At 69.9% G+C, this 25,530-nt stretch carries 18 protein-coding genes, 1 pseudogene and 2 CRISPR repeat arrays (1 of these 21 running past the window's edge); of the genes and pseudogenes, 8 read left to right on the plus strand and 11 right to left on the minus strand.

Annotated elements, in window-relative coordinates; translation table 11 throughout:
* Nucleotides 1-639 precede the first annotated feature (639 nt).
* Both OG562_RS12895 and OG562_RS12900 read right to left on the minus strand, forming a co-directional pair.
* Complete coding sequence (locus tag OG562_RS12895) at nucleotides 640-795, minus strand: hypothetical protein (RefSeq protein ID WP_266396788.1); 156 nt, start codon at nucleotides 793-795, stop codon at nucleotides 640-642.
* Nucleotides 796-985: 190 nt separating this feature from the next.
* Nucleotides 986-1,681: a GntR family transcriptional regulator gene (locus OG562_RS12900; RefSeq protein WP_266396791.1), complete on the minus strand. Its 696-nt coding sequence runs from the start codon at nucleotides 1,679-1,681 to the stop codon at nucleotides 986-988.
* Between the two features lie 154 nt (nucleotides 1,682-1,835).
* Here OG562_RS12900 and OG562_RS12905 point away from each other — a divergent pair, with 154 nt between their 5' ends.
* The 3 genes from OG562_RS12905 (at nucleotide 1,836) to OG562_RS12915 (ending at nucleotide 4,391) form a co-directional block, all read left to right on the plus strand.
* A complete protein-coding gene (locus OG562_RS12905; RefSeq protein WP_266396794.1) occupies nucleotides 1,836-2,378 on the plus strand; it encodes a YbhB/YbcL family Raf kinase inhibitor-like protein in 543 nt (180 codons plus the stop codon).
* Between the two features lie 38 nt (nucleotides 2,379-2,416).
* Nucleotides 2,417-3,082 carry a YbhB/YbcL family Raf kinase inhibitor-like protein gene (locus tag OG562_RS12910; protein ID WP_266396797.1) on the plus strand — a complete coding sequence of 222 codons (666 nt, stop codon included), beginning with the start codon at nucleotides 2,417-2,419 and terminating at the stop codon, nucleotides 3,080-3,082.
* A 496-nt stretch (nucleotides 3,083-3,578) separates the two neighbouring features.
* Nucleotides 3,579-4,391, plus strand: a complete 813-nt coding sequence (locus OG562_RS12915) for an amidohydrolase family protein (RefSeq protein ID WP_266396800.1) — start codon at nucleotides 3,579-3,581, stop codon at nucleotides 4,389-4,391.
* Between the two features lie 1,630 nt (nucleotides 4,392-6,021).
* Here the strand turns inward: OG562_RS12915 and OG562_RS12920 are convergent.
* The gene (locus tag OG562_RS12920; protein ID WP_266396802.1) at nucleotides 6,022-6,615 is read right to left on the minus strand and encodes a TetR/AcrR family transcriptional regulator; all 594 of its coding nucleotides are present in this window, start codon (nucleotides 6,613-6,615) and stop codon (nucleotides 6,022-6,024) included.
* A gap of 129 nt (nucleotides 6,616-6,744) precedes the next feature.
* Here OG562_RS12920 and OG562_RS12925 point away from each other — a divergent pair, with 129 nt between their 5' ends.
* From OG562_RS12925 to OG562_RS12945, 5 genes and pseudogenes are all read left to right on the plus strand, one after another.
* Nucleotides 6,745-7,509 carry a 3-oxoacyl-ACP reductase family protein gene (locus OG562_RS12925; protein ID WP_266396804.1) on the plus strand — a complete coding sequence of 255 codons (765 nt, stop codon included), beginning with the start codon at nucleotides 6,745-6,747 and terminating at the stop codon, nucleotides 7,507-7,509.
* Nucleotides 7,510-7,643: 134 nt separating this feature from the next.
* Complete coding sequence (locus tag OG562_RS12930) at nucleotides 7,644-8,594, plus strand: alpha/beta fold hydrolase (RefSeq protein ID WP_266396807.1); 951 nt, start codon at nucleotides 7,644-7,646, stop codon at nucleotides 8,592-8,594.
* A 44-nt stretch (nucleotides 8,595-8,638) separates the two neighbouring features.
* The gene (locus tag OG562_RS12935) at nucleotides 8,639-9,058 is read left to right on the plus strand and encodes an ester cyclase (RefSeq protein WP_266396809.1); all 420 of its coding nucleotides are present in this window, start codon (nucleotides 8,639-8,641) and stop codon (nucleotides 9,056-9,058) included.
* Between the two features lie 461 nt (nucleotides 9,059-9,519).
* A complete protein-coding gene (locus OG562_RS12940) occupies nucleotides 9,520-9,918 on the plus strand; it encodes a nuclear transport factor 2 family protein (protein ID WP_266396812.1) in 399 nt (132 codons plus the stop codon).
* Between the two features lie 96 nt (nucleotides 9,919-10,014).
* A pseudogene (locus tag OG562_RS12945) lies at nucleotides 10,015-10,133 on the plus strand (DNA-binding response regulator); the annotation flags it as partial.
* Between the two features lie 882 nt (nucleotides 10,134-11,015).
* Nucleotides 11,016-14,977: direct repeats of the CRISPR family, unit length 29 nt; unit sequence CGGTTCACCCCCGCGTCGGCGGGGACCAC.
* Between the two features lie 17 nt (nucleotides 14,978-14,994).
* Here the strand turns inward: OG562_RS12945 and cas2e are convergent.
* The 8 genes from cas2e to cas3 form a co-directional block, all read right to left on the minus strand.
* On the minus strand, nucleotides 14,995-15,324 hold the full coding sequence (gene cas2e, locus OG562_RS12950; RefSeq protein WP_266396814.1) for a type I-E CRISPR-associated endoribonuclease Cas2e: 330 nt from the start codon (nucleotides 15,322-15,324) through the stop codon (nucleotides 14,995-14,997).
* A gap of 1 nt (nucleotide 15,325) precedes the next feature.
* Nucleotides 15,326-16,255: a type I-E CRISPR-associated endonuclease Cas1e gene (gene cas1e / locus OG562_RS12955; RefSeq protein WP_266409247.1), complete on the minus strand. Its 930-nt coding sequence runs from the start codon at nucleotides 16,253-16,255 to the stop codon at nucleotides 15,326-15,328.
* Between the two features lie 56 nt (nucleotides 16,256-16,311).
* On the minus strand, nucleotides 16,312-16,956 hold the full coding sequence (gene cas6e, locus OG562_RS12960) for a type I-E CRISPR-associated protein Cas6/Cse3/CasE (protein WP_266396816.1): 645 nt from the start codon (nucleotides 16,954-16,956) through the stop codon (nucleotides 16,312-16,314).
* On the minus strand, nucleotides 16,953-17,726 hold the full coding sequence (gene cas5e / locus OG562_RS12965; RefSeq protein WP_266396819.1) for a type I-E CRISPR-associated protein Cas5/CasD: 774 nt from the start codon (nucleotides 17,724-17,726) through the stop codon (nucleotides 16,953-16,955). The genes cas6e and cas5e overlap by 4 nt, the downstream gene beginning before the upstream one ends.
* A complete protein-coding gene (gene cas7e, locus OG562_RS12970) occupies nucleotides 17,723-18,853 on the minus strand; it encodes a type I-E CRISPR-associated protein Cas7/Cse4/CasC (protein WP_266396822.1) in 1,131 nt (376 codons plus the stop codon). The genes cas5e and cas7e overlap by 4 nt, the downstream gene beginning before the upstream one ends.
* Complete coding sequence (casB, locus tag OG562_RS12975; RefSeq protein ID WP_266396825.1) at nucleotides 18,853-19,509, minus strand: type I-E CRISPR-associated protein Cse2/CasB; 657 nt, start codon at nucleotides 19,507-19,509, stop codon at nucleotides 18,853-18,855. Before casB ends, cas7e begins: the two co-directional genes overlap by 1 nt.
* A 37-nt stretch (nucleotides 19,510-19,546) precedes the next feature.
* Nucleotides 19,547-21,130, minus strand: coding sequence for a type I-E CRISPR-associated protein Cse1/CasA (gene casA / locus OG562_RS12980; protein ID WP_266396828.1), 1,584 nt, complete (start codon nucleotides 21,128-21,130; stop codon nucleotides 19,547-19,549).
* A gap of 618 nt (nucleotides 21,131-21,748) precedes the next feature.
* A complete protein-coding gene (gene cas3 / locus OG562_RS12985) occupies nucleotides 21,749-24,622 on the minus strand; it encodes a CRISPR-associated helicase Cas3' (RefSeq protein ID WP_266409248.1) in 2,874 nt (957 codons plus the stop codon).
* A gap of 181 nt (nucleotides 24,623-24,803) precedes the next feature.
* A CRISPR array of direct repeats spans nucleotides 24,804-25,530; the repeat unit is 29 nt; unit sequence GTGGTCCCTGCCGACGCGGGGGTGTTCCG; it runs 156 nt beyond the window's last position.

Consider the following 25,530-nt stretch of genomic DNA (forward strand, 5'->3'; position numbering starts at 1 on the left):
ACCGTCAACCTGGACACGGCCACGCCCTCCCGGCCCCTGTACGGCCCCTGGATCTTGGTATCGAGCCTCCAGACAACCTCTCGGACACCCGGAGCCAACCTCGATCACCTACTCCGCCGCAGGTCAGATGAGTTAGAGCTCCCCCGAGTGCCGCCGGACTCCGAACTCACGAGCAGCGGATTCAGTCCGTCCAGGCGAAGTTGACGACCCGACAGGACAAAATGAACGTTTCCGCAGGTCAGAAGCCTGCACAGGTGGGGCGGGTGGGACTCGAACCCACGGCCGACGGATTATGAGTCCTTTGAGGATCTTGGCGGCCCTTGCCGATCAGTGCCGATTCATGCCGTTCTTGCAGGTCAGACGTGCTGATCTGTGTCAGCCCTGTTCAGTGCTTGTCGGCCTGTTCCTGTCCTTGTAGCCCCTCAATGGCCCCTGGGGGTCGATGAGTTGGACGCTTACCACAGCAGCAGGCCCGTCCGCCCAGTTCAGCCAAGGAGATAGAACCTTCACGCAGCGGATTCCCATTCCAACGCGATGTTGCTCCATCCCGGGTATCGCGGTGGAGCATCATTCCTCACGTCAAGAGGCGAACTTGTCCACCAGACTGTGCATGAACCTGGGCCGCAGCGTGTCGACAGGTCAGCCGAGGACGAGCGACAGCGTCCGCTGCAGCGCGTCCAGGCCGACGCGGATGCCGACCGGCATCGGCACCGCTGTCAAGCAGCTCGCCGCCGACGGCTTCCCCGTCACCGACGACCTGCCCGCCGTCGTGCGCGATCCGCCGGCTCTTACCACCTGCGCACCTCGGGATGTCCCACGTCCGGCAGCTTGGGTGGGGCGGCTGGCGACTCGTCCCACCACTCAGTGCGGCTTCATCGCACAATTCAACGACGGGCTGGAGCCTGCGCGACGCGGGCGGTGGTATAGGTCGCTCCCGACTGAGCCCCCACGACCCTCCGCCGTACAAGACGGTAACCGGCCCGTATTACGCGGTGTCCGCGTCCGTATCGATGCCGGCGAGGAGCCGGAGGTGGGAGGTGCGGCCGGCGAGGTGGCGCAGGGCGGCTTCGGCGCGGTCGGGGTCGCGGGCGAGGGCGGCGTCTAGGAGTTCGCGGTGCTCGTCGGGGAGGGACGGGTCGCCCGGACCGGGCGGATCGTGGTGCAACCAGCGCCGATAGAGCTCGGCCTCCTCGCGCAGCGACGCGGCCACTTCCAGGAGGCGGCGGTTGGCGCAGCCGTCGAGGAGGGCGATGTGGAACTCGGCGTGGGCGTGCAGCCATTCCTCGGTGGGGCGGTCGGGCCGGGCGGGGTCGGTGCGCGGGGTCTGTTCGTATCGATGGTTGGCGGCGACCGCCCTGGACTCCCAGCCGAGGTCGCCGTCGGCGATGGCCCGGCGCAGCGCCAGGACCTCCAGTTCGGTGCGGGCGTCGGTGAGCTCGGCGTGCGCGGCGTCGGTCAGCGGGGTTACCTGGAATCCGTGATGCGGCTCCGAACGGACCAGGCCACGCTCGGTGAGGCGGATCAGCGCCTCGCGGATCACGCCGACGCTGGCCTCGTAGCGGGCGCCCAGATCGGGGAACTTCAGCCGCTGCCCCGGGCGCAACTCCCCGCTGAGGATGTCCGCGCGCAACCGCTCGTGCACGCCGTCGGTGCGGGTCTGCTTGGACGAAGAAGCTGCCATGAACGGCAGGGTAACGCGTCATCGAAAGCTGATACAACTTTCGAATCTGAGTTGCATCGACGAATATCCTGTGTTTCATTGGTTGGGCGCCACTCCGGTGACCGAGACCCGGAGCCATACCGCCCGATCACCCCACCGGCACCAGGAGCCTTCCGTGACCACGAGTCCCTACAACCGCCTCCCGCAGGTCCCGTCCTTCGAGCTGACCAGCACCGACGTCAAGGACGGCCAGCCGCTGCCGGTCGCCCACTACTCCGCCAGGACCGGTATTCCGGGCGCCGTCGACGCCTCCCCCCAGTTGTCCTGGTCCGGCTTCCCCGACGGCACCCGCAGCTTCGCCGTCACCGTGTACGACCCGGACGCCCCGACCCCGTCGGGCTTCTGGCACTGGGCGCTGGCCGACATCCCGGCCGGTGTCACCGAACTGCCCACCGGTGCCGGAGCCCCCGGCGGTCAGGCGCTGCCCGAGGGCGCCTTCCATGTGCCCAACGACGCCCGGCTCGACTTCTACGCCGGCGCCATGCCCCCGCCCGGCACCGGCAAGCACCGGTACTTCATCGCCGTGCACGCCCTGGACGTGCCGTCTCTGAAGGACCTCGGCGTCAGCGCCGAGTCCACCCCGGCAGTGCTGAACTTCTCCTTCCTCGGCCACACCCTGGCCCGCGCGATCATCACCCCCTGGGGCGGCGAGGCGTGAACCCGGCCTTTTCCCGCACCCGACATGAAGGACACCCCGTGAAGCACCGGATCAACCGCCGCGGACGCCTGGCGGGCCTGACCGCCGCGGCACTGGCCACCACCGCGGTGACGGTGGCCGTCCTGAGCCAGGGCGCGTCCGCCGCCCCCGGCCACCCCCAACCGCACTACCCGGCGGCGACGCCGAAGGTCTCCCGCACGGTGGCCGACACCCCGTACGCCAAACTGCCGAAGGTCCCCTCCTTCAGCCTGAAGAGCACCGACGTGGCCACCGGCAAGCAGCTCGGCACGGCGCAGACCTCGGGGAACACCTCTCCGCAGCTGTCCTGGACAGGCTTCCCCAAGGGCACCAAGAGCTTTGTGGTGAGCATGTATGACCAGGATGCGGGCACCGGCTCCGGCTTCTGGCACTGGGCCGCCTACAACCTGCCCGCCTCCACCACCACGCTCAAGACCGGCGCAGGCGTCCCGGGCGGCGCCAGACTGCCGGCCGGAACCGTCCAGGCCCCGAACGACGCGGGTGTGGCCGGCTACGTCGGCGCGGCCCCACCCGCCGGGCAGACCCATCGGTACTTCATCACCGTGTACGCCCTGGACACCGAAAAAGTCCAACTCCCGGCCATTGCCAGCCCGGCACTGCTGGGAGCCTCCATCACCAGCCACATCCTCGCCCGCGGCACCCTGGTGCCCTTGGCCACCGGCTGACCTCCGCGCCGTAAGCCCTCGCCCCTGCCGCCGGACGACCGCAGCGGCAGGGCGCTTCCATGGCTCGGTCCAGCCCGGCATCCGCTCGAAAGGGCTGAAGCCTGCCGAGCGGCTCGCCCTTCACCGTCGCCTACCGCCTGCTCGGCGCCCTCCTCGCCGTAGACCCGCTGCTCGGCTCGCTGGACAGGCTCTTGCCCGGAATCTGGCTGGTCCTCGCACCCATCCATGCTCACCGGCGCGATGGCCTTCAGCACCTTCAGCAGATGGGCGTGCCGGTGTCGTTCTCTGCGCCGTGCGTGAGCGCGCCGTAACGCCGGCGATGAGGAACGAAAGTCCGGCAGATCCAAGCCTTCACAGGGCCCGGCCACTCGGTATCAACCCATCCTTACTGACCGGTAGCCCACCGGTCGGACTCCCGCTAGAGTCCGGTTAAGCGATCGCTTAGACGCTGTGGTGGAGGCGCTTCCCGCAGCGGCCGGGAGAAGGGGCCAGAACCATGCCGGTCATCGACGCGTGGATGCAGCATCCGACGTTGCGCCACTCCAATCATGAGATGTTCGAGTCCTTGCGGCGGTGGACAGGGCGCGGGCTCCTGGAGGACGCACTGCCGGTGGAGGTCACCGTGGCCGCGCTGAAGGCGGCCGATGTGGAGATCGGCCTGTCCGCCGCCTGGTACGGGCCGCAGGGCGCGCTGATCAGCAATGACGAGGTGGCCGCCTTCGTCGCCCGGTCGGGAGGCCTGCTGCGCGGGGTGGCGGGCGCCGACCTGGCCCGGCCGGTGGAGGCGGTGCGTGAGCTGCGGCGGGCGGTTCGGGAGCTTGGGTTCGTGGCCCTGCGGGTGGTGCCCTGGCTGTGGGAGCTGCCGCCGACCGACCGGCTGTACTACCCGCTGTACGCGGCCTGCGTCGAACTGGGCATCCCCTTCTGCACCCAAGTCGGACACACCGGCCCCCTCAAGCCCTCGGAGACCGGGCGGCCCATCCCCTACATCGACCAGGTGGCCCTGGACTTCCCCGAACTGACCATCGTCTGCGGGCACATCGGCTACCCGTGGACGACGGAGATGATCGCCGTCGCCGACAAGCACGAGAATGTCCACATCGACACCAGCGCCTACACCGTCCGCCGCTACCCGGCCGAACTCGTGGACTACCTGCGCGGCCGGGGACGCCGAAAAGTCCTCTTCGGCACGAACTATCCGATGATCACCCCCATCCAGGCGCTGGAACACCTGGACCGGCTGGAACTCGACGAGGAAGCACGCGAGCTGTTCCTCTCCGGCAACGCCCGCCGCGTCTTCGCCCTGTAGGCACCCGGGCCCAGCGCCTGCTGCCCCCAAGGCAAGCAGGCACGTCAGCCCGGTGATGGCTTCCAGGAGGGCATGAAGGGATCGCGTCCCATATACCGATCGACTGCCCAACAGGCCCAGTCTGCATAGCCACTCGCTGGTCCCCATACATGAGCCGACCCCGGGGGAATGAAGTGAGCGCCCACACAGTCGGCGCGCAGTTACGCAGTACCGCCGCGGCTCCGAGAGGCCCATCCTCAATGAGGAGGCTGATCTATCGCCCCTTCAAGCGACAGCACCACACCTGCCCCAGTGACTGAACCTCCACTGAATGGCGCTGAGCTACACCAATGTGGCGTGGGAGGAGGGACCGGCTGGCCTACGAGCGTCTTCAGCAGCGCGTTCACCGCAGTGCATCGGTCACCGTCCATGCGGCCGAACAGCGGCCGACCCACTTTGTTGCTTTCGACCCGCTCCGGGCGGGTGCCGACCTGACCGCGCAGCCCCGCCGGGCCCGGCGTGCGGCACGGGAACGTCTCGTCGCCGACCGCTGCCCGCAAGCTCCCCGGGCTCTGCGTCCCTCACTACCGACCCGATTGCCCAACAGCTTGGCTGCCGGGTGCCGTACACCGAACGCCGCCAGGTCCTCCTGGACGTGCTCACCGACACCGGGCCGCCGATCGTGCCGCCTGCGGGTGACTGCCCCGCCGGCCTGACCAGTCAAGCCGCAGGGCTCCACGCAAAAGGGGCCAGTAATCCATCGGGGCAGTTTCCTCTTAGGGCCGTTTCCTAGCTCCATCAGCCACCGCCAGGTCGCTCTCAGCAGCCGCCTGCCGCCACGGAAGACCAGGTGCGCCATCAGCCAGCAGGCCGCCGACACTCCTGGACGAGACATCACGGGTCGAGCGACACGAAGGCGCCAGCGTCTCCACAGCACGGTGAACAGCCGACGTCGCCCTACTCTCGCTCGCGCACCCGCCGCCCCGGCCCCTGTACGGCCCCTGGGGCTTGACATCGGCCCTCAGGGCAGTCGCCCGGACCGCGAGCGACAACCTGGATCACCTGCTCCACCGCAGGTCAGAGGGGTTCAAACTTCCCCGAGCGCCGCCGGACTCCAAACCCACGAGCAGCGGATTCAGTCCGTTCAGGCAAAGTTGACGGTCCGACACCCAAAAACGAACGTTTCAGCAGGTCAGAAGCCTGCGCAGGTGGGGCGGGTGGGACTCGAACCCACGGCCGACGGATTATGAGTCCATTGAGGATCTTGGCGGCCCTTGCCGATCATTGCCGATTCACGCCGTTCTTGCAGGTCAGACGTGCTGATCAGCGTCGCCCTGTGCAGTGCTTGTCGGCCTGTTCCTGTCCTTGTGGCCCCTCAATGTCCCCTGGGCGTCGATAAGTTGGACGCTTGCCACGGCAGCAGCCGCGTCCGCCCTGTTCAGCCGAGGGGCTGGAACCCTTCGTGCAGCGGAGTCCCTTACCGACGCGACGATGCTCCGTCCCAGGCCACCGGGGTGGAGCATCATCCCTGACGTCACGAGGCGATCCCGCCCACCGAACTGCGCATCGACCTGGGTAGCGGCGCGTCAATCGGGTCAGCCGAGTACGTAGGTCCCATCGCCGGACTCAGCAACGATCTTCAATTTGCCGATCACGGGCTTGGCCACGTACTGAGGGCTTGGTCGGCGACGCGGTGCATGTCTTCTCGGCTGGCGCCGCCGGCGGCCTGCACGGCGAGGCCCTGCCCGACGGTGTTCACATAGCGGGCGAGGGTTTCCGGGTCGGCGGTGAGTGGCAGGTCACCCTCGGCCTGGGCTTGTTCGAACCGTTTCCGCAGGGCGGCCACTCCGGCTTCCCGGCGTTCGGCCAGGTCGCGGCGGACCGGTTCGCTTTCCGGGCCGGCGGCCAGCGCGGACTGCACCAGCAGGCAGCCGCGCGGGCAGCCGGGCGCGGTGTGGGCGTCCACGGCTCCGTGCAGCATCGCCTCGGCCACCTGCCGGGCGGTGGGAAGCTCAAGAGCCGGGGCCACAAAGGCTCCCGGGCCCTGCACATAGCGATCGACGGCCTTGCGGAACAGCTCTTCCTTGTTGCCGAAGGCGGCGTAGATGCTGCGCCGGTTGATCCCCATGGCCTCGGTCAGCGCGGCGAGCGAGGCACCCTCGTAACCCTCGGCCCAGAACACCCGCATCGCCACCTCCAGCGCCTCGTCGGTGTCGAAGGACCGGGGCCGTCCCGTGCTGGGCATCGAAGCCTCCTTGAGAAAAGTTCGCCGCCACGGAAGGAATCCCGCGCTTGCTCAGGTTAATGTCATCATGCATATAGTAACCGAGCGGTTCGGTTCGCAAGTGACGTGTTGAAGGAATCGGAGACCCTTATGGGCACCCAGCTCGCCCCCGGAACCACCCAGTCCGGTGTACGGCCCCTCGAAGGCAAAACCGCCCTGGTCACGGGCGGGTCCCGGGGAATCGGCGCCGCGATCGTGCGCCGTCTGACCGCCGACGGCGCCCAGGTCGCCTTCACCTACGCCAGCGCCGAGAACCAGGCCGACGCCATGGCCGAGGCGACAGGCGCCCTGGCCGTACAGGCGGACAACGCGGACCACGAAGCCGTCCGGGCCGCGGTCAGCCGCACCACGGAGCATTTCGGCGGATTGGACATCCTCGTCAACAACGCCGGCATCTCCCACGCCGCGCCGATCGAGGACTTCCCCCTGGAGGAGTTCGACCGGCTCATCGCGGTCAACGTCCGGGGCGTGTTCAGCGCCGTCCAGGCCGCCGCTCCCCACCTCGGTCAAGGGGGTCGCATCATCACCATCGGCAGCGTCATCGTCGACCGCGTCCCCTTCCCCGGCGCAACCGTCTACGCCCTGACGAAAGCCGCTGTCGCCGGTCTCACCCGCGGCCTGGCCCGCGAACTCGGTCCGCACGGCATCACCGTCAACAACGTGCAGCCCGGCCCCACCACCACGGACATGACCCCTGACTCAGGCCCGTACGCGGAATCCCTGAAACAGCTCATGCCGCTCGACCACTTCGCCGAGCCCGCCGACATCGCCAGCGCCGTCGCCTATCTCGCCGGCCCCGAAGCCCACTTCATCACCGGAACCAGCTGGAACGTCGACGGCGGCATCGCCGTCTGACCGCCCACCCCGGGCGGCCGCACTCCCCCTGAAGGTCCCGGCGCTCGCGCTCCGCGCAGAGTTCTCGACCAGCGGAGGCCTCCAGCCGTATCGCCGTGCATGACGGCACCCACCACCACAAAGGACGCACCATCATGAACGCTTCCACCACAGCTTCCACGACCGCCCTGACCGTCGGGTCGGAGGAGCCGCTCAGCCCCGGCTACGACACGGCGACCAAGGACGACGCCGAGTTCAACAAGCTCTTCCGGCACGGCTTCACCACCATCGACGACGTACAGATGCACTACGTCATCGGCGGCGACGGCCCGCAGGTCATGGTGCTGCTGCACGGCTGGCCGCAGAGCTGGTACGAGTACCGCCAGGTCATGCCCTCGCTGCTGCCCGGCCGCACCGTCATCGCCATCGACCTGCCGGGCCTGGGCGACTCGACCGGGAACCCGTCCTCCAGGACCAAGGCGGTCCTGGCCACCTACGTCCACAAACTGCTCGTCCACCTCGGCCACCACGAGAACGTGCAGGTCGTCGCCCACGACTTCGGCGTCAGCGTCGCCTACCCGCTGGCCGCCCAGTACCGCGAGCAGATAGCAGGCCTGTTCCTCATGGACTACGGCCTGACCGGCAAGAACCTGAAGTTCGCCGCCATCGAGTCGATGTTCTGGCACTTCTCCTTCAACAAGCAGCGTCCCCTCGCCGAGGAACTGGTCACCGGCCGGGTCGAGACCTTCCTCACCCACTTCTTCCAGGGGATGAAGACCGCCGGCGAGAACATCTCCGCCGACGAAATGGCCGAGTTCGTCCGGCTGTACTCCCGCCCCCAGGTCCTGCACGCCGGCTTCGAGCTCTACCGGACCGAGACCCAGGACGAGGCCGACAACACCAAGTTCCAGGAGACCCCGCTGACCATCCCGGTGCGCATGATCACCCAGGCCGGCCTCGCCGACATGGTCCTGCCGCCCCTCCAGGACGCCGCCCCCCACGCCACCTCCGCCGACGTCCCCGGCGCCGGACACTTCCTCCTCCACGAAGCACCCGACCGCGTCCTGGCCGAGATCAACGCCTTCTACCCCAACCCCACAGCCTGACCAACTTCGAAAGCCGGCACACCGCAGTGAGAGGAAAACCCCTGATGAACAGCCAACCCACCTCCGCCCGCGATGTCCCTACCCGCGTATTCGCCGCCTTCGACGCGGGAGATATGGCTGCGCTGGATACCCTGGTCTCGCCCGATCTCATCGACCACAACCTGCCCCCAGGGGCTCCCTCGGCGATCGAGGGGATGAAGGCAATGGTCGCCGCCATGCGCGACGGGTTCACCAACCCTCACCACGAGATCGTCTACCAGGCCGAGACCGACGACGGCTGGGTCGTCTCCCAGTGGGTGATCACAGCGACCCATACCGGTCCTTGGTTCGGACTGCCCGCGACCGGCCGTGACGTGACCTGCTCCGGCATCGATCTCGCGCGTGTGGTCGACGGCCGGATCGTCGAGATCCGGCACGTCGAGGAACTGCTGCAACTGCAGATGCAGATGCAGCTCACCGACTGAGGCAGCAGCAAAGATGCATCAGCACGGCGTGAGCTGACCAGACAAGGGACCCTCGGCGAAGAGCCGAAGTTGATCGCCCCATAGACCCTTCGCCGGGGGGGTTCTCATGGCTCACGCTGTTGCCCCGTCGGCTCCTGAAGGCCGTCTGACGACATACCGGAGGCGCTCGCTCCATCGGCATGGTGCAGAGAAGGATCAAGGCGCGGTCCCGCACACCATCACCGGCAAGAAGAGCTCCAGGTCCCGGTCAAGCGCATCCTGGAGGGCACCGAGATCGAGCAGGTGGCCGACCGCAGCTCGACCGACAATCCGTCCGCACTCCAGCGGTTCGCCAGGTACCGCGCCGAACGCGCCCGCAAAGGCCGGGTGGCCGAGGCCCGGCGCTGAGCCCCAGCCATAAAGAGCTGGACCCAAGTCCAGGACGCATTGCCGCACCGCGCGGCCAAGAGAACCGAGGAAAGATGTCGGGCAAAGAACCGGACCCCACGGACTTCAGCGTGGTGAACACCTTGCTGACCGCGATCGAGCAGGGCGACATGGACGAGGTGCGCCGCTGCTTCGCACCCGACGCGCTCACCTGGCACAACTTCGACGAGATCGAGCAGGACGTCCATGCCATGGCTGCGATGCTCGGTCACCTCTGTGCCCTCTCGACGAGCCGGGGCTACGAGGACCGACGCATCACGACAGTCGGCTCGCAGGCGTTCCTGCAGTACACGCTGACCGCGGTGCTCCACTCCGGAGGCCGGTTCCGAATGCCGGCGATGATGCGGCTGGAGGTCGACTCCGACGGGCTCGTGGCACGGATCGAGGAGTACTTCGACTCGCGCGTGCTCGACAGCCTCGCCGAAGTGTCGTGACGGCCTCCGCGTTCAGCGAGAACGAGAGCGTGGCTCCCCGGGGGCCAGAACGTCACGCCGAAAGGACGGCCCCACGTCGTTCCCGCCATTGTCGGCTTCGACGCCGACTTCGAGACCCTGCCGACGATCGAGGCGGCGCAGGTCAACTGCTCAAGGATGCCCCGCGCGACGAGCTCTTCACGGCCGCCCGCGCGACGGCCGACGGCCGCACCGTTGGCGAAGGACCGCGATCCACGGCCCACGACAGAACTGACTCACCCGTCTGCGATGTCCTCACACGGACATGATCGGCTCATGGACCGCCGAGGGCCATGTCCACGGGGCGGGGGCCAGTTCACAGCGACAGCTGGTTCAGACCTCCTGCGCGGCCCCGGCCGCCTCACCGGGCGGACGGCTCCGGAAACAGGCCGCCGACGACCCTGCAGTGCCCTTTCCTCTTCTGCGAACCCAGACGTACCGGCAGCCGCGCCGCCCTCTCCGCTGGTCCGGCATTCGACTGGCCGTACGAAGGATGTCCACCCGATGCCCACGCAACGGTAAAACGGACAACGAATCGCCCCGGAGACACCGTCGGCCTGGAAACGCCCGCGCCGTCCCGGCCCCTGTACGGCCCCTGGGTCCTGGCATCGGCCCTCAAGGCAGTCGCCCAGGCCGCGAGCGACACCCTCGATCATCTACTCACCCGCAGGTCAGGGGGCGGAGCTCCCCCGAGCAACGCCCGACTCCAAACCCACGAGCAGCGGATTCAGTCCGTTCAGGCAAAGTTGACGGTCCGACACCCAAAAATGAACGTTTCCGCAGGTCAGAGCCTGCGCAGGTGGGGCGGGTGGGACTCGAACCCACGGCCGACGGATTATGAGTCCTTTGGGGATCTTGGCGGTCCTTGTCGATCCATGCTGATCCTTGGCGTTTTCGCAGGTCAGATGCGGTTACCCATGTGGATGCTCCTCAGCCCTTGTCAGTCTGTTCCTGTCCTTGCGGCCTCAACTCGGCCTCAATGAGGCCCGACAGACTGGCGCTGAAGGCACGGAGGACGATCGCGCCAGCTGAAGGACGGGATTCGAACCCACACGCAGCGGATTTCCCTTCCAACGCACAGAGGCACCCCCGCGTTGGCGGGGACCACAGCTGGGGCGCTGGCCACTCCCCGGTGATCAGCGGCTCACCCCCGCGTCGGCGGGGACCACAGCTAACAGACCCAACCGTCGCGGTTGAAGACCGGTTCACCCCCGCGTCGGCGGGACCATGGCGACTTCGGCGCGTACGGTCTGCGCCTCCACGGTTCACCCCCGCGTCGGCGGGGACCACTAGGGCCAGGGCTGGACGCGGTTCTCGATCGTCGGTTCACCCCCGCGTCGGCGGGGACCACGTGGTGACCAGGCCGGTGACGAGGTCGCGGACCGGTTCACCCCCGCGTCGGCGGGGACCACGTGTGGTCATCTGCTGTCACCTCCTCTCAGGTCGGTTCACCCCCGCGTCGGCGGGGACCACGCCAGCCCTTCCGCCTTCAGGGTCCGGTGGACCGGTTCACCCCCGCGTCGGCGGGGACCACGAAGCTGACGACGTCGGCGGCCAAGTCCCGGGCGGTTCACCCCCGCGTCGGCGGGGACCACGGCGGCCTGGCCGAGGTCTGGCAGGACGTCGTCGGTTCACCCCCGCGTCGGCGGGGACCACGAAGTCGGTGCTCACACGGTGGAAGCTACCCGCGGTTCACCCCCGCGTCGGCGGGGACCACCTCGGCTTCGAACTCTGGCCCCTCCACCACGACGGTTCACCCCCGCGTCGGCGGGGACCACAGCCTGTCTCGCACCTCTTCGTCACGGGCTGGCGGTTCACCCCCGCGTCGGCGGGGACCACTTATACAAGCCGTCCAGGTCGAGTTCAGCGAGCGGTTCACCCCCGCGTCGGCGGGGACCACATCTCCACATGGTTGGCAAGCATCCCCCGCACCGGTTCACCCCCGCGTCGGCGGGGACCACAGCCTGTCTCGCACCTCTTCGTCACGGGCTGGCGGTTCACCCCCGCGTCGGCGGGGACCACTTATACAAGCCGTCCAGGTCGAGTTCAGCGAGCGGTTCACCCCCGCGTCGGCGGGGACCACATCTCCACATGGTTGGCAAGCATCCCCCGCACCGGTTCACCCCCGCGTCGGCGGGGACCACTCCCGGTTTCTTCCGCCGCCTCACTGGCCCTGCGGTTCACCCCCGCGTCGGCGGGGACCACAGGCGGGTGCGGTCGCCGGACAGGACGCGGACCGGTTCACCCCCGCGTCGGCGGGGACCACGCCTGCACCGGATCGGGTCCTTGACCTGCGGACGGTTCACCCCCGCGTCGGCGGGGACCACGTCTGCGAGGTGTAGTTACTACCCCCCACCATCGGTTCACCCCCGCGTCGGCGGGGACCACGCCTCGGGTGACGTACACGGTGGTGGTCACGTCGGTTCACCCCCGCGTCGGCGGGGACCACGGCGAGTCGACCAACGCGATCCGCTACGACGACGGTTCACCCCCGCGTCGGCGGGGACCACCGGGCCTGCGGGCCGCTGTGGCGAAGACGGGGCGGTTCACCCCCGCGTCGGCGGGGACCACTACCTGGCCGCCGACGGATCCAGGTCACCCGGCGGTTCACCCCCGCGTCGGCGGGGACCACACCTGGGGGTTCGGGCCGAAGGGGAGCTACGCCGGTTCACCCCCGCGTCGGCGGGGACCACCGGGGCTTGCCGGGCTTGGTCTTCTTCCGCTTCGGTTCACCCCCGCGTCGGCGGGGACCACGACAGACGGTGTCGGTAGACAGCAGCCAAGGACGGTTCACCCCCGCGTCGGCGGGGACCACAGCGACTTCACCAAGGGCATGGAGAACCGCAGCGGTTCACCCCCGCGTCGGCGGGGACCACCACTTCGCCCGTGTCCGGCTGGAGTTCGGTCACGGTTCACCCCCGCGTCGGCGGGGACCACTCCTCGGTGGCCAGGCAGCGGATGAACGGCGACGGTTCACCCCCGCGTCGGCGGGGACCACACGCCCGTGTCGCCGCCGATGCCCTGGAGCGTCGGTTCACCCCCGCGTCGGCGGGGACCACCACCGCCGCAGGCTGGGCGTTCATCGGAGTTTCGGTTCACCCCCGCGTCGGCGGGGACCACTGAAGGAGGTGGCCTGACATGCCGAGCGGCACCGGTTCACCCCCGCGTCGGCGGGGACCACCTGAGGTCCGGGCAGATTGAGATGACGACGTTCGGTTCACCCCCGCGTCGGCGGGGACCACCGGGCCCGTCGGCGTCGGCAAGACCCACCACGCGGTTCACCCCCGCGTCGGCGGGGACCACTTGGAGGATGGGGTTGTCCAGCCGTCCGAGTGCGGTTCACCCCCGCGTCGGCGGGGACCACCCGGACGTGGCGATCGCGTCGCTCGAGAAGGCCGGTTCACCCCCGCGTCGGCGGGGACCACGGCGATGCGCAGCTCACAGCCCTGGCCGTGGTCGGTTCACCCCCGCGTCGGCGGGGACCACATGGTCCGGCTCGGCGCGGACATCTGCCTCGCCGGTTCACCCCCGCGTCGGCGGGGACCACGTGTCGGCGCTGATGGCCGCCTACTGCGGCGACGGTTCACCCCCGCGTCGGCGGGGACCACTTCGATGCTGAGCAGGCGCAGCAGTCGGACGTCGGTTCACCCCCGCGTCGGCGGGGACCACCTGCTCACGCAGTTCGCCGGGGCCATCAAGTCCGGTTCACCCCCGCGTCGGCGGGGACCACGAGAGGGCGAGCGCCGCGGCGACGCGGCTGGGCGGTTCACCCCCGCGTCGGCGGGGACCACCCGGTGCGCAGTCGCAGAGCCCGAAGACGAGACGGTTCACCCCCGCGTCGGCGGGGACCACACCTGGGGGTTCGGGCCGAAGGGGAGCTACGCCGGTTCACCCCCGCGTCGGCGGGGACCACGTCCTCGGCATCGACCCCCAGTCGATCACCCACGGTTCACCCCCGCGTCGGCGGGGACCACGTCCTCGGCATCGACCCCCAGTCGATCACCCACGGTTCACCCCCGCGTCGGCGGGGACCACTCCAAGGCCCAGCACAACATGACCCAGCAGGACGGTTCACCCCCGCGTCGGCGGGGACCACCCCTCGGCGTACCCGGCGAGGGAGACCAGAGTCGGTTCACCCCCGCGTCGGCGGGGACCACTTCGCCTTCGCCCCTCTGGTGGTGACGGCCACCGGTTCACCCCCGCGTCGGCGGGGACCACGCCAAGCCCTCCGAGTGGACCGAAGAAATCAACGGTTCACCCCCGCGTCGGCGGGGACCACCTCAGCGGCGCCGGATCGAGGTCCACGGTGGTACGGCGACTCGATCGAGTTCATCGCCTACGGTTCACCCCCGCGTCGGCGGGGACCACACGTGCACAGCGTCTTGGCGACCTGGGCCTCGGCCGGTTCACCCCCGCGTCGGCGGGGACCACGCCTGCTGGCCCTTGCGCTCGATGGCGTAGGCCGGTTCACCCCCGCGTCGGCGGGGACCACCGGCTCCGGAGTACGGGCGCTCATACCGCGGCCGGTTCACCCCCGCGTCGGCGGGGACCACGGGGTACACGGCGCCGATCCGCACCACGATCACGGTTCACCCCCGCGTCGGCGGGGACCACAGCATGTCCTCGGGCACGATCACGAACTGGCCCGGTTCACCCCCGCGTCGGCGGGGACCACACGATCCGGGTCTCAGCGTTCGACACCCCGAACGGTTCACCCCCGCGTCGGCGGGGACCACTCGTACTCCTGCCGGTGCAGGGCCCGCACGCGCGGTTCACCCCCGCGTCGGCGGGGACCACGCCATCTCGTTCCAGGCGTTCCTCGACCAGATCGGTTCACCCCCGCGTCGGCGGGGACCACTGGTAGAAGTAGGCGGTCGACGCCCCGGGGAACGGTTCACCCCCGCGTCGGCGGGGACCACGAGAAGCAGGCCGCGCTGAATGCACTGCCGACCGGTTCACCCCCGCGTCGGCGGGGACCACACCGTCTCCACCGAGTACGTGAGGGCCAGGGACGGTTCACCCCCGCGTCGGCGGGGACCACACTTCGCCACCTGCACTTTAGTCCGCGCTTTGCCCTCTCTTTGCCGTGATTGGCGGCTCGGCAAGCGCAGTCATCCGAATGAGGGTGAGGCCGTCGAAGTCCATGGGCACGCGCCGACGGGTGCCTGCTGTGCGCAGGGCGTAGCCCTGTTCCGTGGGGGCGGGGTGGATGAGTACGGCGGCCCCGTCGCCGACGACGTCGGTGACGTTGTCCCAGAGCTGGTCGCGTACGCGGGCGGAGACGGTGCCGACGAAGATGCCGGGGACGACTTCGGTGGTCCATCTGCTCAGAGCGCCGCGGAGGTGATCGGGAACGGCGGTGGTGGCGATGACGAGCATGGACGGCATCTCATCCTCCTCCCGGTGCGTAGTTCACGCCGGCGGGCAGTACGCCTGTCTTGGGGTCCCAGAGGTGGACGAGGCGGACGTCTTGGCGTTCGTTGGAGTCGTCGTCGCTGTCGGCGCCTGGGGTGAGGAGGGTTTGGATGTCGTGGACGATGCGGGGCAGGAGCCGGATGAGGCGGAGGTCCTCCCGGAATTTGCGGCGGGCTTCTTGTTCGGGGTGGGCTGACTGGTGGAGGGAGAAGGCGAGGGGGAGGGTGGTGTCGGCTTTGTAGAGGTCGGCGATGTCGTAGACGAAGGCGTGCTGGGTGCCTGTGTGGACGAAGCCGAGGGCGGGTGAGCAGCCCAGGGCGAGGAGGGCTGCGTGGACGATGCCGTAGAGGCAGGTGTTGGCGGCGGAGAGGGCGAGGTTGACGGGGTCTTGCTGGTGCCACTGGTCGGGGTGGTAGTTGCGGCGGAAGCGGCCGATGCCGTGTTTTTGGGCGAGGAGTCTGTAGAGGGCTTTCATGCGTTGGCCCTCCATACCGCGTAGTTGGGCGAGGGCGGTGTTCTCGGGGACGGTGTCTTCCCCGAAGCGTTTCTCGTACATGCGGGTGGCGACGTCGAGTCGTCGTCGGGGGTCGGACCAGGCGTTGACCTGTTGTTCGAGCCAGTGGGTGGTGAGGGAGTCGGGCAGGATGCCGGCGTAGGCGCGTACTGCGCCGGCTCCGGTGCACACGACGCTGGTGCCGTGGCGGGCGAGGGTGGTCAGGGCGCGGGTGGTGATGGAGACGCCGGGGCCCAGGAGGAGGCAGGTGAGGGCGGCGGTGGGGATGTAGACGGTGTCGGTGCGGTGGGCGTCGGTCTTGATCTGGGCGCAGACGCCGGTGTCGTCCTGGACGATGCGGACCATGTCGAGGTACAGGAAGGACAGGGAGTCGGCGATGCGCGGGAGCATGGCGAGGGTGGGGGCGGCCAGGCGTCTGCGGGCCTGGCCGCCGGTGTCGGGCGTGTTCATGCGGCGGGGGCGAGGCTGAGGAGGCCGGCTCCGTAGGACTTGGCGCGTCCGATGCCGGTCAGGATGGCGTGGGCGAGGGCGTCGGGGTCGGTGACGGCGGCGGTGCCGTCGTAGCGCACGAGGTGGTGGTGCGTGGGCTGGTGGCCTTGGGTGTGGTGGCGTGTGGGGGTGAGGGGGGTGGGGAGCAGGGTGTGGAGGGCGAGTCCGGCTTCGGCTGCGCGGCGGGTCCACCACTGGTCGGCGTCCGCGCCGGTGAGGGGGATGCGCTGTCCGCGTTGGCCTTTGCGGTCGAGGGGCAGGCGTTGGGTTTTGACCGGGTTGACGGTGATGCGGTAGCGGACGGCGAGGTTCTTTTTGAGGGCGTGGAACATGGGGGTGAGGTCTTTGACGTCGCTGTGGCCGTAGCCGTCGGGCAGGTGGGTGAGGTCGAGGGTGGCGGCTTGGACGAGGAGGGTGCTGGTGGTGTCGGTCTCGTCGAGGCGGTAGAGCAGTGCGGCGCTCTGGCGGGGGGACGTGCCGAGGTTGTCGGGGACGAGCCGCATCAGGGTGCGGTGCATCTCGGCGGCGTCGCGCAGGTCGCGTTGGACCGCTCGGTGCTGGGGGTTGAGGCGGATGCGGGCGAGGGCCGCGCGCGCGTTCATGCGGCGGTCTCCTTCGTGGCGTAGTCGATCAGGCGGTCGTGGAGGGCGTGGGGGCTGGCGGCGAGGCGGGCGGGGAGGTGTTCGACGGTGCGGTGCAGGCGGCGCCGGTCGTGGCGGCGGCCGTGGGGGTCGAAGCTGCGGGGCACGTCCTGGACGGTGACGACGTCGGCCTCGTCCTGTGCCGACAGGGGTGGGCGTTCCCGGAGGAAGGCGATTGGGACGGTGCCGTCGTGGGGTGCCGGCCGTGCCGGGTCCGGGCTCAGGGGGACGTGGTGGAGCAGTTCCGCGGCCGGGTCGTCTGCCCGGGTGCGCAGGAGGAGGGGCTCGTCGGGGACGCAGGAGCGGCGGCCCAGGTAGGGCGCCCAGTGCGGCTGGTGCAGCGCCTGGGCGATGTGGTCGGTGGTGGTGTCGGGGCCAGTGACGGCGACGACGAAGACGGCGTCGGTCAGGTAGTGGCGGTGGGTGATGACGGCGGCGCCTTTGTTGCTGCCGCCGCTGGTGGCCGCGGTCTCGTCCCTGGGCTTCCCGCCGCCGGCGGTGTGGTAGTCGACGAGCCGGGTCCCGGGCCGGTCGACGCGGACGGTGAACTCCAGGTCTTCGTAGCGTTCCAGAGCCGCGGTGTCGTGGCGGGGGACGCCTTCGGCGGCGGCGAACATGCCGATCATGGCGGAGCGGGTGGGGAAAGGGGCGGTGTCGCGGTCCAGGAGGAACGCCGAGCGTTCGCCCCAGGACTGCAAGGGTCCGGCCAGCCGCAGGACCAGCCCGCTCACGCCTGTCCCCCGGCGGGCAGGGCCGCGTCGAGTGCCGCGTCGATCAGGCCGTAGAACGACTCGTGCGCCGTCCCGAGAGCGGCCAGGTCCGCGGTGGGGTCGTCGACGGCGGCGTGGCCGTGAAAGGGCCGATGCCGGTCGCCGGTGAGACGGTTGAGGCTGCCGGCGTATGCGGCCAGCGCAGCGCGGGAGGCGCGCGCGAAGCCGCCTTGACCGTCCTTGTCCTTGACCGGGGTCTCGAAGGCGGCGGCCAGGGAAAGGGGACGCTGCGTGCGCACGGCGAGGTAGGCGAGATCGGGCACGGTGTGGGGGGCGGTGCTGTTCTTCTTCGCCTGCGGCAGGGAGAGCAGGAAGTGCTCGGCGAAAGAGCCGAGGACCGTGCGGGCGGCCTTGCGGTCGCCGCCGAGGTTGGCGAGCAGGTCGTCGACGTTGACGGTGGCGTAGCGGTAGAAGACGCCGGCGCTGAACTCGCTGGTGTCAAGGTGGCCGCTGCCGGTGTCGGCTGCGCCGAGCCAGTCGTCCACGGCGGTGAAGTAGTCGCGCTGCGGCTCGGCGGCGTGCGTGGTGAAGGCGTGGGCGACCTGGGCCGCGCCGTCGACGTTGGCGCCGGGCAGTTCGGCCAGCATCCGCCCGAGCAGGCTGATGGAGGCGGTGCGCCGCTTGAGGATCTCCTCGATGCGGTCGGCCGGCAGCAGCGCCGGCGGCTTCTTCTTGCCCAGGTTCTGCTCCAGGGCGTCCCGGTGCTCGACGCAGACCTCGACGAGTTCCTCCAGCCCGCTCTCCGGCAGGAACAGCAGGACCGAGGTGTGGCCGCCCTTCTCCGTCCCGATGCCCTTCTTCCCGGCGCTCGCGGCGACCTGCGCACCGGCGAACTCCGCCAGCTCCTCCGGCCACCCCTGTGCCTGGAGCGCCTGGCGGACCTTGACGGGCACCTGCCGGGTGCGGGCGGCCTTCTCCCCCAGGTCCTCCTCGACGCCGTGGCGGATGACGCGTTTCCAGGACTGGCTGGAGACGCGGACCCGGGAGGCGTTGCCGTAGCGGACGGTCTTGGGCGAGCCGAGGTCGTCGCGGTTGAGGTTGGCGGCCGGTACCGACTGGACGGCGCTCAGGTCCAGGAACAGGGACATCAGATGTTCTCCTCGTGCAGGTCGAAGGTCGCAGTGGTGGTGTCGTCCTCGCCGAGGGCGTCGCCGTCCTGGGGGCCGAGGGTGCGGAAGTATCTCTCCAGCCAGCTGGTGGCGATCCGGTCGCGCTCGCGGTCCCACCGGGCGAGGTCTTCCAGCAGCACCGCCCAGTCGACGGCGATGCCACCGCCCAGCAGGTGCCGGGTGAGCGCGGGCAGGCGCAGGTGCAGGGCGTCGCTGCTCTGCCGGGCGAACAGGTGCAGGTCGCCCTCGGCGGAATCGGGCTTGATGACCTGGGCGTTGACCGCGGCGGCCAGGCTGGCGCCGAGGTTCGGCCGCGCGAACCACGACGGCGCGGTCTCGACGCCCTCGGCCCGTTCCGCCTCCGCAAGGCGCGCCGACCGGGGCCGGGCCGCGATCAGGGCGGCCACCGCGTAGTGGGCGCGCCGGGAGTCGCCGTGCATCCGCTCGGGCAGGCAGCGCACGAGGTGACGGTGGAGGTAGTTGCAGCGGTCCACCGGCCGCCCCAGGCCGGTGCGCAGGTCCGCCTGGGCCCGCTTGTTCTCGCACAGCGACAGGACGTAGGCGACGAACCCGTCCGACCGCCGTGGCTCCTTGGCCGGCGGCGCGGAGGCCGCAGAGAGGGGTGCAGTACTCATATGGGGACTCCTCGAAGCGGAGACGGAGCGGGTGTGGTCAGGCAGCGGCGCGCAGCAGAGCGCGTACAGCCGCGCGGGCACGGTTGCGGGCGCGGGCGACGCGGATGTCGGCCCTGTTTGCGGGGCCGATGGCGTCGTCGAGCGCCGTGAGCGCGGTCTGGATCAGCGGCGGCAGCGGCGGGCTGTCGCAGCGTTGCGGGACTGCCATCTGCCAGAACTCCCGCTCGGCAGCGGGCCAGTAGCGGCGAAGCGCGGCCTCGGCCCAGGGGCCGGGCTTGCGCCGGTCGAGTCTGACCTTGGGCGCGGCGATGGCGCCGGTGTCGGTGGCGAGTTTCCAGGCCAGGCGCGCGGCGTAGTCGAGGCGTGCGCCGACGTCCTCGGCCGCCTGGTGGCAGCGGGCCAGATGGCGGGCCATGCGCGGGTCGGCCTCCTCCTGCCACTGCAGGACGGGCGGGGTGGTGGCCTCGAACCAGGTCGTGTCGGTCTGCTTGCCGTCCTGGTGGAAGCCGTACGCCCGGACCGAGAGACAAGAACGCAGCTGTGGTGGAAGGCTGTTGAGGCTGTGCGGCCTCAGCGTGGGTCGGCCGGCGTCCTTCAGCAGCAGCGCGTCCACGTCCCGCCACACCGCCCGCCCGCCGTCCGCTTCCCGCAGGTGCAGCTGGCCCTCCCTGTCGCGGTCGAGGATGACGTACGGGTCGCGCGCGGTGTGCCGGGGCTCGTGGGTGGACCACGTGAGATAGGCGTCGGTGACCGCGGTGCGGTCCTCGGAGGGCACCAGCAGGACCGCCTGCCGGAACCTCCCAGTCAACAGCCGTCCCGGCCAGGTGAGTTCGGCTGAAGGGGCGAGGGGGTCGGGAAGGTCTTTCGCCTCCCACGGGCACTCGTCCGCCGCCTCCGCGTCGAGGCCGCCGTCCGGCACGGGGACGGCAAGGACCAGGCTGGTGAACAGATCCGGGGCCCAGGCGTGATACGAGACCGACTTGCGCAGCGGTCCCGCGTCCGTGCTGCCGGTGCGCACCTCGGTGATACGGCGCGGGGTGCACTGCCCCGCCGGCCCGTAGTAGAGCTGCGCGAGCAGATGCCAGGCCGCCTCCGCCGCCGGCACGCTCACCGGGTCGCTGTCCGTGAAGTGCCCGAACAGCACGGCCCCGTTGACGCCGGTGGGCCGCCCGAAGACCAGCTTGTTCACACCCGACGGGTTCGGCCCGCCCTGCGCGTCCACGCACTCCGCGACCAGCCGCGGATCCTGCAGGAAGGGCCGCACCGGATCGAACAGATCGAAGGACCCGGCCGGCGCCTTCATGTCCAGGTACTCGTCCACGGCCACGGGATCGAAGCGCCTCGCCGCCAGGACCCGGTTGCGCAGGTCGATCCACTCGGCGACCTCCTCCGCCGTGTCCTCGTCGTCCAGGCGCACACCCTCCTCGTCACAGGCGATGCGCGCGGTCATCACCGCGAGCAGGCGCATCAGCCCGGACGCCGCCGGCGGCACCGGCAACTCCACATCGGTGATCTCGTGGGCACGCAGGAACAACTCCCGCAGCCCCACCCGCATGGACGCGCCGTCAGCCAAGCGAACCGGAATCCACGGTTCATTCCGTAAGTCGAAGTTTCCTGCCATCCTTGCTATCCCCCATCCATTGTGTTCGCCCACCTCATGTAGTGCGTAGCTCAACTCCCCAAACCATGAGGACCGAGACTGTGGACACAGTGAAACAGCCAGCACTGACAGTGGTGCCCAGAAAAGGATCGTCCTGAGTACTTCTCTCCCCAACCGTCAAAGCAACATGGAGGTGTCGCCCAGCTGGAAGATAGAAGCAGTCAGCCAGGCTTGATGGCCCTCTTGTGATCACGCGTCTCCTCCAGGCATCGTCGAAGGGGTCCGCACGGTTCTCGTCGCCGCACCGAGGAGACAGCCTTGTCACAGAGCAAGTCTCAACTCCCGTTATCGCCTGGGTCCCGTCCCTGGTCACTCCCGCTGCTCATCCTTCTGATCGTCGTGATCCTGGTCCTTCGGCCGAGCCCCTCCGTCGCCACAGCATGTGGTGTAGTCCTGGCAACACTCGCCGACGCTCACAGTCGACTCCGGCGGGGTTCCGCGCCCGCTTAACACAAGTCGGCTGCGACTTCTCCTCGCCGACGCGGGGGTGTTTCGATAGAGGGGTCCGCCAGACTTGCTTCCTCGACGGTGTCCCCGCCGACGCGGGGGTGACCAGTTCGATGCGCCGGACTCTCCGGCTCATCGAACCAGGCCCAACTCCGGGTCCAGGTAGAGGCTCTTGCCCCCCACGGCCACAGGCTGCACCCGTCCGCGGGACAGCGGCTGGCGCAGCATCACCAGATCACCGAGCAGGGGGTGTTCACTCCACTGGTCCGGGACCCTGTGGCGGTCCAGCTCCCCTTTGAACCAGTCGGCGTTGACGGGGATGGTGCGTGCCATGACGGCGCGTACGTCGGCAGGCGTGAGAGTGCCGCCGTCGGCTCCCGGCAGGGGACGGGAGCCGTCCTCGTCCAGGGTGACGGCGCCGTCGGCGTGGACGTAGACGCACAGCAGGCGAACGGCGTCGGCGCCGAGCCGTGTCGCGGCCTCCCATTCATCCTCCGCGCCCGTCAGGTGATGCATGGCATGAAGCCCGGGCACGCTGCCCGCCCGGGGGACGACGAGGACTTCCCCGACGCTGCGTTCGGCAAGTTCCTTGCCCCGGTAGGCGGTGTAGGCGGATGACTTGGCCGGGTCGTCCCACGCAAAGCAGTCCGCCCGGTCGCCGTGCACCTCCTCGACCAGAGCCTGCACCCCCTCCGGGATTTCAATGGGCTGCCCGCCCTGTCGGGCCAGGACGTCGGAGGTGGCGGACAGCAGAAACGGCGCGTAGACCTCCCCCCACTGCGCCGGAACCGCCCGGCCGCCGGCCAACGGATCCAGCACCACCAGCCGGGCACCCGTCGCCCAGGCCGGCCGCGGTCGGCCCTGCGGCCGGCCGTGCTGCGCCCACCACGTCTCGTGCCTGAAGCACCGGCCCGCCCGCTGCAGGAGCAACGCCAGCGGGGCCAGGTCGCTGATGACGACGTCCGCGTCCAGATCGAGCGACTGCTCGACGACCTGGGTGGCCACCACGATCCGCCGCTGCGGGCGCGGCCCCGAGCGCCCCAGCCCGTCCGTGACGACCGCGCTCCGCCTCTCGCGCTCCTCGGCGGGGAACCGCGCGTGCAGCAGCTGCACCTCATCGCCGCCGCCCGCCTCCCGGCGCTCTTGCAGCAGCCTGCGCAGGTGCGCGTAGGTTCCCTGGGCCTCGGCGACGGTGTTGCACACCACCAGGGCGCAGCCGCCCTCGTCTGCGATCACCGGCTGAAGCAGCCGCTCGATCACCGCGAGCCGATCGCGCTCGCCGCCGCCCGCGCCGTGCACCACCGCCTCCACCTGCACCGCGAGCTTCATGCTCCGTGCCCCGGCCTGCTCCTCCTGCCGTGCCTGGGAGATCTGCGCGGTCGTCGCGTCCGCCGCATCCACATACAGCCAGCCCGGATACGGCGCAGCAAAGGTCCGCCCCTTGAGCTGCGACCTGGTGTGCCCCGCGCCCCTGAGGTACTCCTTGATCAGCCGGTCGCTCACCGAGGCCGGCAAGGTCGCCGACAGCAGCACCACTGGAACCCCGTACCGGCCCAGCCAGTTCAGCAGCCGGCCCAGCAGCACCTGCATGTACGGGTCGTAGGCATGCGCCTCGTCCAGAATGAACGTCTTCCCGGACAACGCCAGCAGCCGCAGCGCGTTGTGCCGCACCGGCAGGACCGCCATCAGCGCCTGATCCACCGTCCCCACCGCGAACTGAGCCAGCAGCGGCCGTTTCGCACCCCGCAGCCAGCGCACCGGCCGCATGTCCGCCTCCCTGCGCCCCACCCCGCCCGCACCGTTCTCCTCCCCCTCGCACGTCACCACCCGCAACCCGCCGACGTCGGCCGCGTCTTCGGCGTAGGCGCTGTTCAGCCAGGCCATGCTGTGCGTGAGCGTCAGCCCGGCCCCGTCGCCCGCCTGCCGGGCCACCACGCCGGCCACCCGCGCGTACATCTGGTCGCTGGTCGCCATCGTCGGCAGCAGAAAGGCGAACCCGCGCGTGCCGAACCGCTCCGCCAGCACCCGCTCGCCCTCGAGCGCAGTCTCGCTCTTGCCGTCCCCCGGAGCCGCCGTCACCAGCAGAATCCCCCCGCTCGGCCCGCCCGAGCCCGCCGGCCCCCTCCCCGCGACAGCGGCGGCGAGTTCCTCAGCCACCGACCGCTGCAACGGATTCGGCTCCCCGTCGATGCCGTACGCCTCGGCGAAGCCTTTGCGCGCCAACTCCACCGGCAGCAGACCCGCCCCGCGCAGCAGCCCCTCGGCGTCCGCGCACGACTGCTCGAAGTGCACGGCCAAGGAGCCGTCCAGCCGACGCTGCCGACGGCGCAGATACTCCTCCTGGCTCACCAGCCAGTCCGCCAGAATCACCACACCGGTCACCAGCACCGCCGCCGCGCCCTCCACCGACTCCGGCGGCGCCGGCGCGCCCAGCACACCGAACACGACACGGGCGTGGGCCTCCCGCTGTCTCTCCCACGTCGGCCCACCCAGCAAGTCCATATGGGCCGGGTGGAAGTCCACCGCCTCATGGAACCGCCCGTGATGTCCACCGATGATCTCCGCCACCCGGCGCATCGCCCCGTTGACGGACCCCCCGTCCTCCCGGAACCCCAGAACGGCCAGAACCGACGCAGCAGCGTGCATCCCCGCCACCTCGTGCGGCATCCGCTCCACCCCGATACGTCCAGGATCCCGACGCAGAGCCTCACTCAAACCCTCACGGGCACGAACATCACACATCTGAAAGCCCGACAGCTTCCCCAGATCATGCAGACCGGCGCAGAGCGCCGTCACCGCACGAGCCCGCCCGAGATCCCTCGCGAAGCCCAACCCCTTGGCAATACAACGCCGCTGCGACTCCGAGAGGTACCGATCCCACAAGCACAGCGTCATCGCAGCCGCATCCAGAAGATGCCGCACCAGCGGATACGGCGGAAGCAACGGATCGAGCCCCCGCGACTTCCCCCAGGCCGACTCATCCACTCCCTCAAACGGCGCTGCCATGACGGTAGGCTCCTCCCCTGCATCAACCGCACCCACGACCGGTTGACCCAACCACAGGCCACTGACATCCGCCGGGCAGAGATCGCTTCAGCCCCACTTCGAAGCCGAGGAAGGACGTCCTGGTGCGGGAATCTTCCGCAAAGGAACGGCAAAGCAACCATTGAAGGCCAGGTCAGGAAGTGTGGTCCCTGCCGACGCGGGGGTGTTCCGTCGCCGTCGTGGCCCCAGCCCCGGCTCCAGGAGTGGTCCCTGCCGACGCGGGGGTGTTCCGCCGCCCTCGACGCCCTCATGCCGCCCGAGCCCGTGGTCCCTGCCGACGCGGGGGTGTTCCGCAGGTGGATGGCTTGCCCGGCAGGGGTTGCGCGTGGTCCCTGCCGACGCGGGGGTGTTCCGCCGCGGGGGTCGACCTTGCCCGGCTGCCACTCGTGGTCCCTGCCGACGCGGGGGTGTTCCAGCGTACGAGGAGCGGTACGGCACCGCGCCGAGGTGGTCCCTGCCGACGCGGGGGTGTTCCGACAAGCCCGACGGCGGCGTCGTTCGGCGCTGCGTGGTCCCTGCCGACGCGGGGGTGTTCCGCCCTTGCCTTTTGTTCCGGCGAGGATCATGTCGTGGTCCCTGCCGACGCGGGGGTGTTCCGTCCGGTCCGTCCGATGCGGCGACGGCGACCGCGTGGTCCCTGCCGACGCGGGGGTGTTCCGCGGCGCGCGGCTGGCTCGGTCGACGGTGCGGCGTGGTCCCTGCCGACGCGGGGGTGTTCCGCCGATCAGCAGCAGCACGCCGACGATGCACAGGTGGTCCCTGCCGACGCGGGGGTGTTCCGAGGAGTGGCGGAGCGAACTGCCTTTCGACATCGTGGTCCCTGCCGACGCGGGGGTGTTCCGTACGGGGTGCGGCTGTTCGACCTGCTC

Source organism: Streptomyces sp. NBC_01275, from assembly GCF_026340655.1.
In the GTDB taxonomy this organism is placed as follows: Bacteria; Actinomycetota; Actinomycetes; order Streptomycetales; family Streptomycetaceae; genus Streptomyces.

Bases quoted from the DNA above. Each gene is read 5' to 3' on its own strand.
- OG562_RS12900 (WP_266396791.1), bottom strand. From the start codon at position 1,681: ATGGCAGCTTCTTCGTCCAAGCAGACCCGCACCGACGGCGTGCACGAG.
- OG562_RS12915 (WP_266396800.1), top strand. From the start codon at position 3,579: ATGCCGGTCATCGACGCGTGGATGCAGCATCCGACGTTGCGCCACTCC.
- OG562_RS12920 (WP_266396802.1), bottom strand. From the start codon at position 6,615: ATGCCCAGCACGGGACGGCCCCGGTCCTTCGACACCGACGAGGCGCTG.
- OG562_RS12925 (WP_266396804.1), top strand. From the start codon at position 6,745: ATGGGCACCCAGCTCGCCCCCGGAACCACCCAGTCCGGTGTACGGCCC.
- OG562_RS12930 (WP_266396807.1), top strand. From the start codon at position 7,644: ATGAACGCTTCCACCACAGCTTCCACGACCGCCCTGACCGTCGGGTCG.
- OG562_RS12935 (WP_266396809.1), top strand. From the start codon at position 8,639: ATGAACAGCCAACCCACCTCCGCCCGCGATGTCCCTACCCGCGTATTC.
- OG562_RS12940 (WP_266396812.1), top strand. From the start codon at position 9,520: ATGTCGGGCAAAGAACCGGACCCCACGGACTTCAGCGTGGTGAACACC.
- cas2e (WP_266396814.1), bottom strand. From the start codon at position 15,324: ATGCCGTCCATGCTCGTCATCGCCACCACCGCCGTTCCCGATCACCTC.
- cas1e (WP_266409247.1), bottom strand. From the start codon at position 16,255: ATGCTCCCGCGCATCGCCGACTCCCTGTCCTTCCTGTACCTCGACATG.
- cas6e (WP_266396816.1), bottom strand. From the start codon at position 16,956: ATGAACGCGCGCGCGGCCCTCGCCCGCATCCGCCTCAACCCCCAGCAC.
- cas7e (WP_266396822.1), bottom strand. From the start codon at position 18,853: ATGTCCCTGTTCCTGGACCTGAGCGCCGTCCAGTCGGTACCGGCCGCC.
- casB (WP_266396825.1), bottom strand. From the start codon at position 19,509: ATGAGTACTGCACCCCTCTCTGCGGCCTCCGCGCCGCCGGCCAAGGAG.
- casA (WP_266396828.1), bottom strand. From the start codon at position 21,130: ATGGCAGGAAACTTCGACTTACGGAATGAACCGTGGATTCCGGTTCGC.
- cas3 (WP_266409248.1), bottom strand. From the start codon at position 24,622: ATGGCAGCGCCGTTTGAGGGAGTGGATGAGTCGGCCTGGGGGAAGTCG.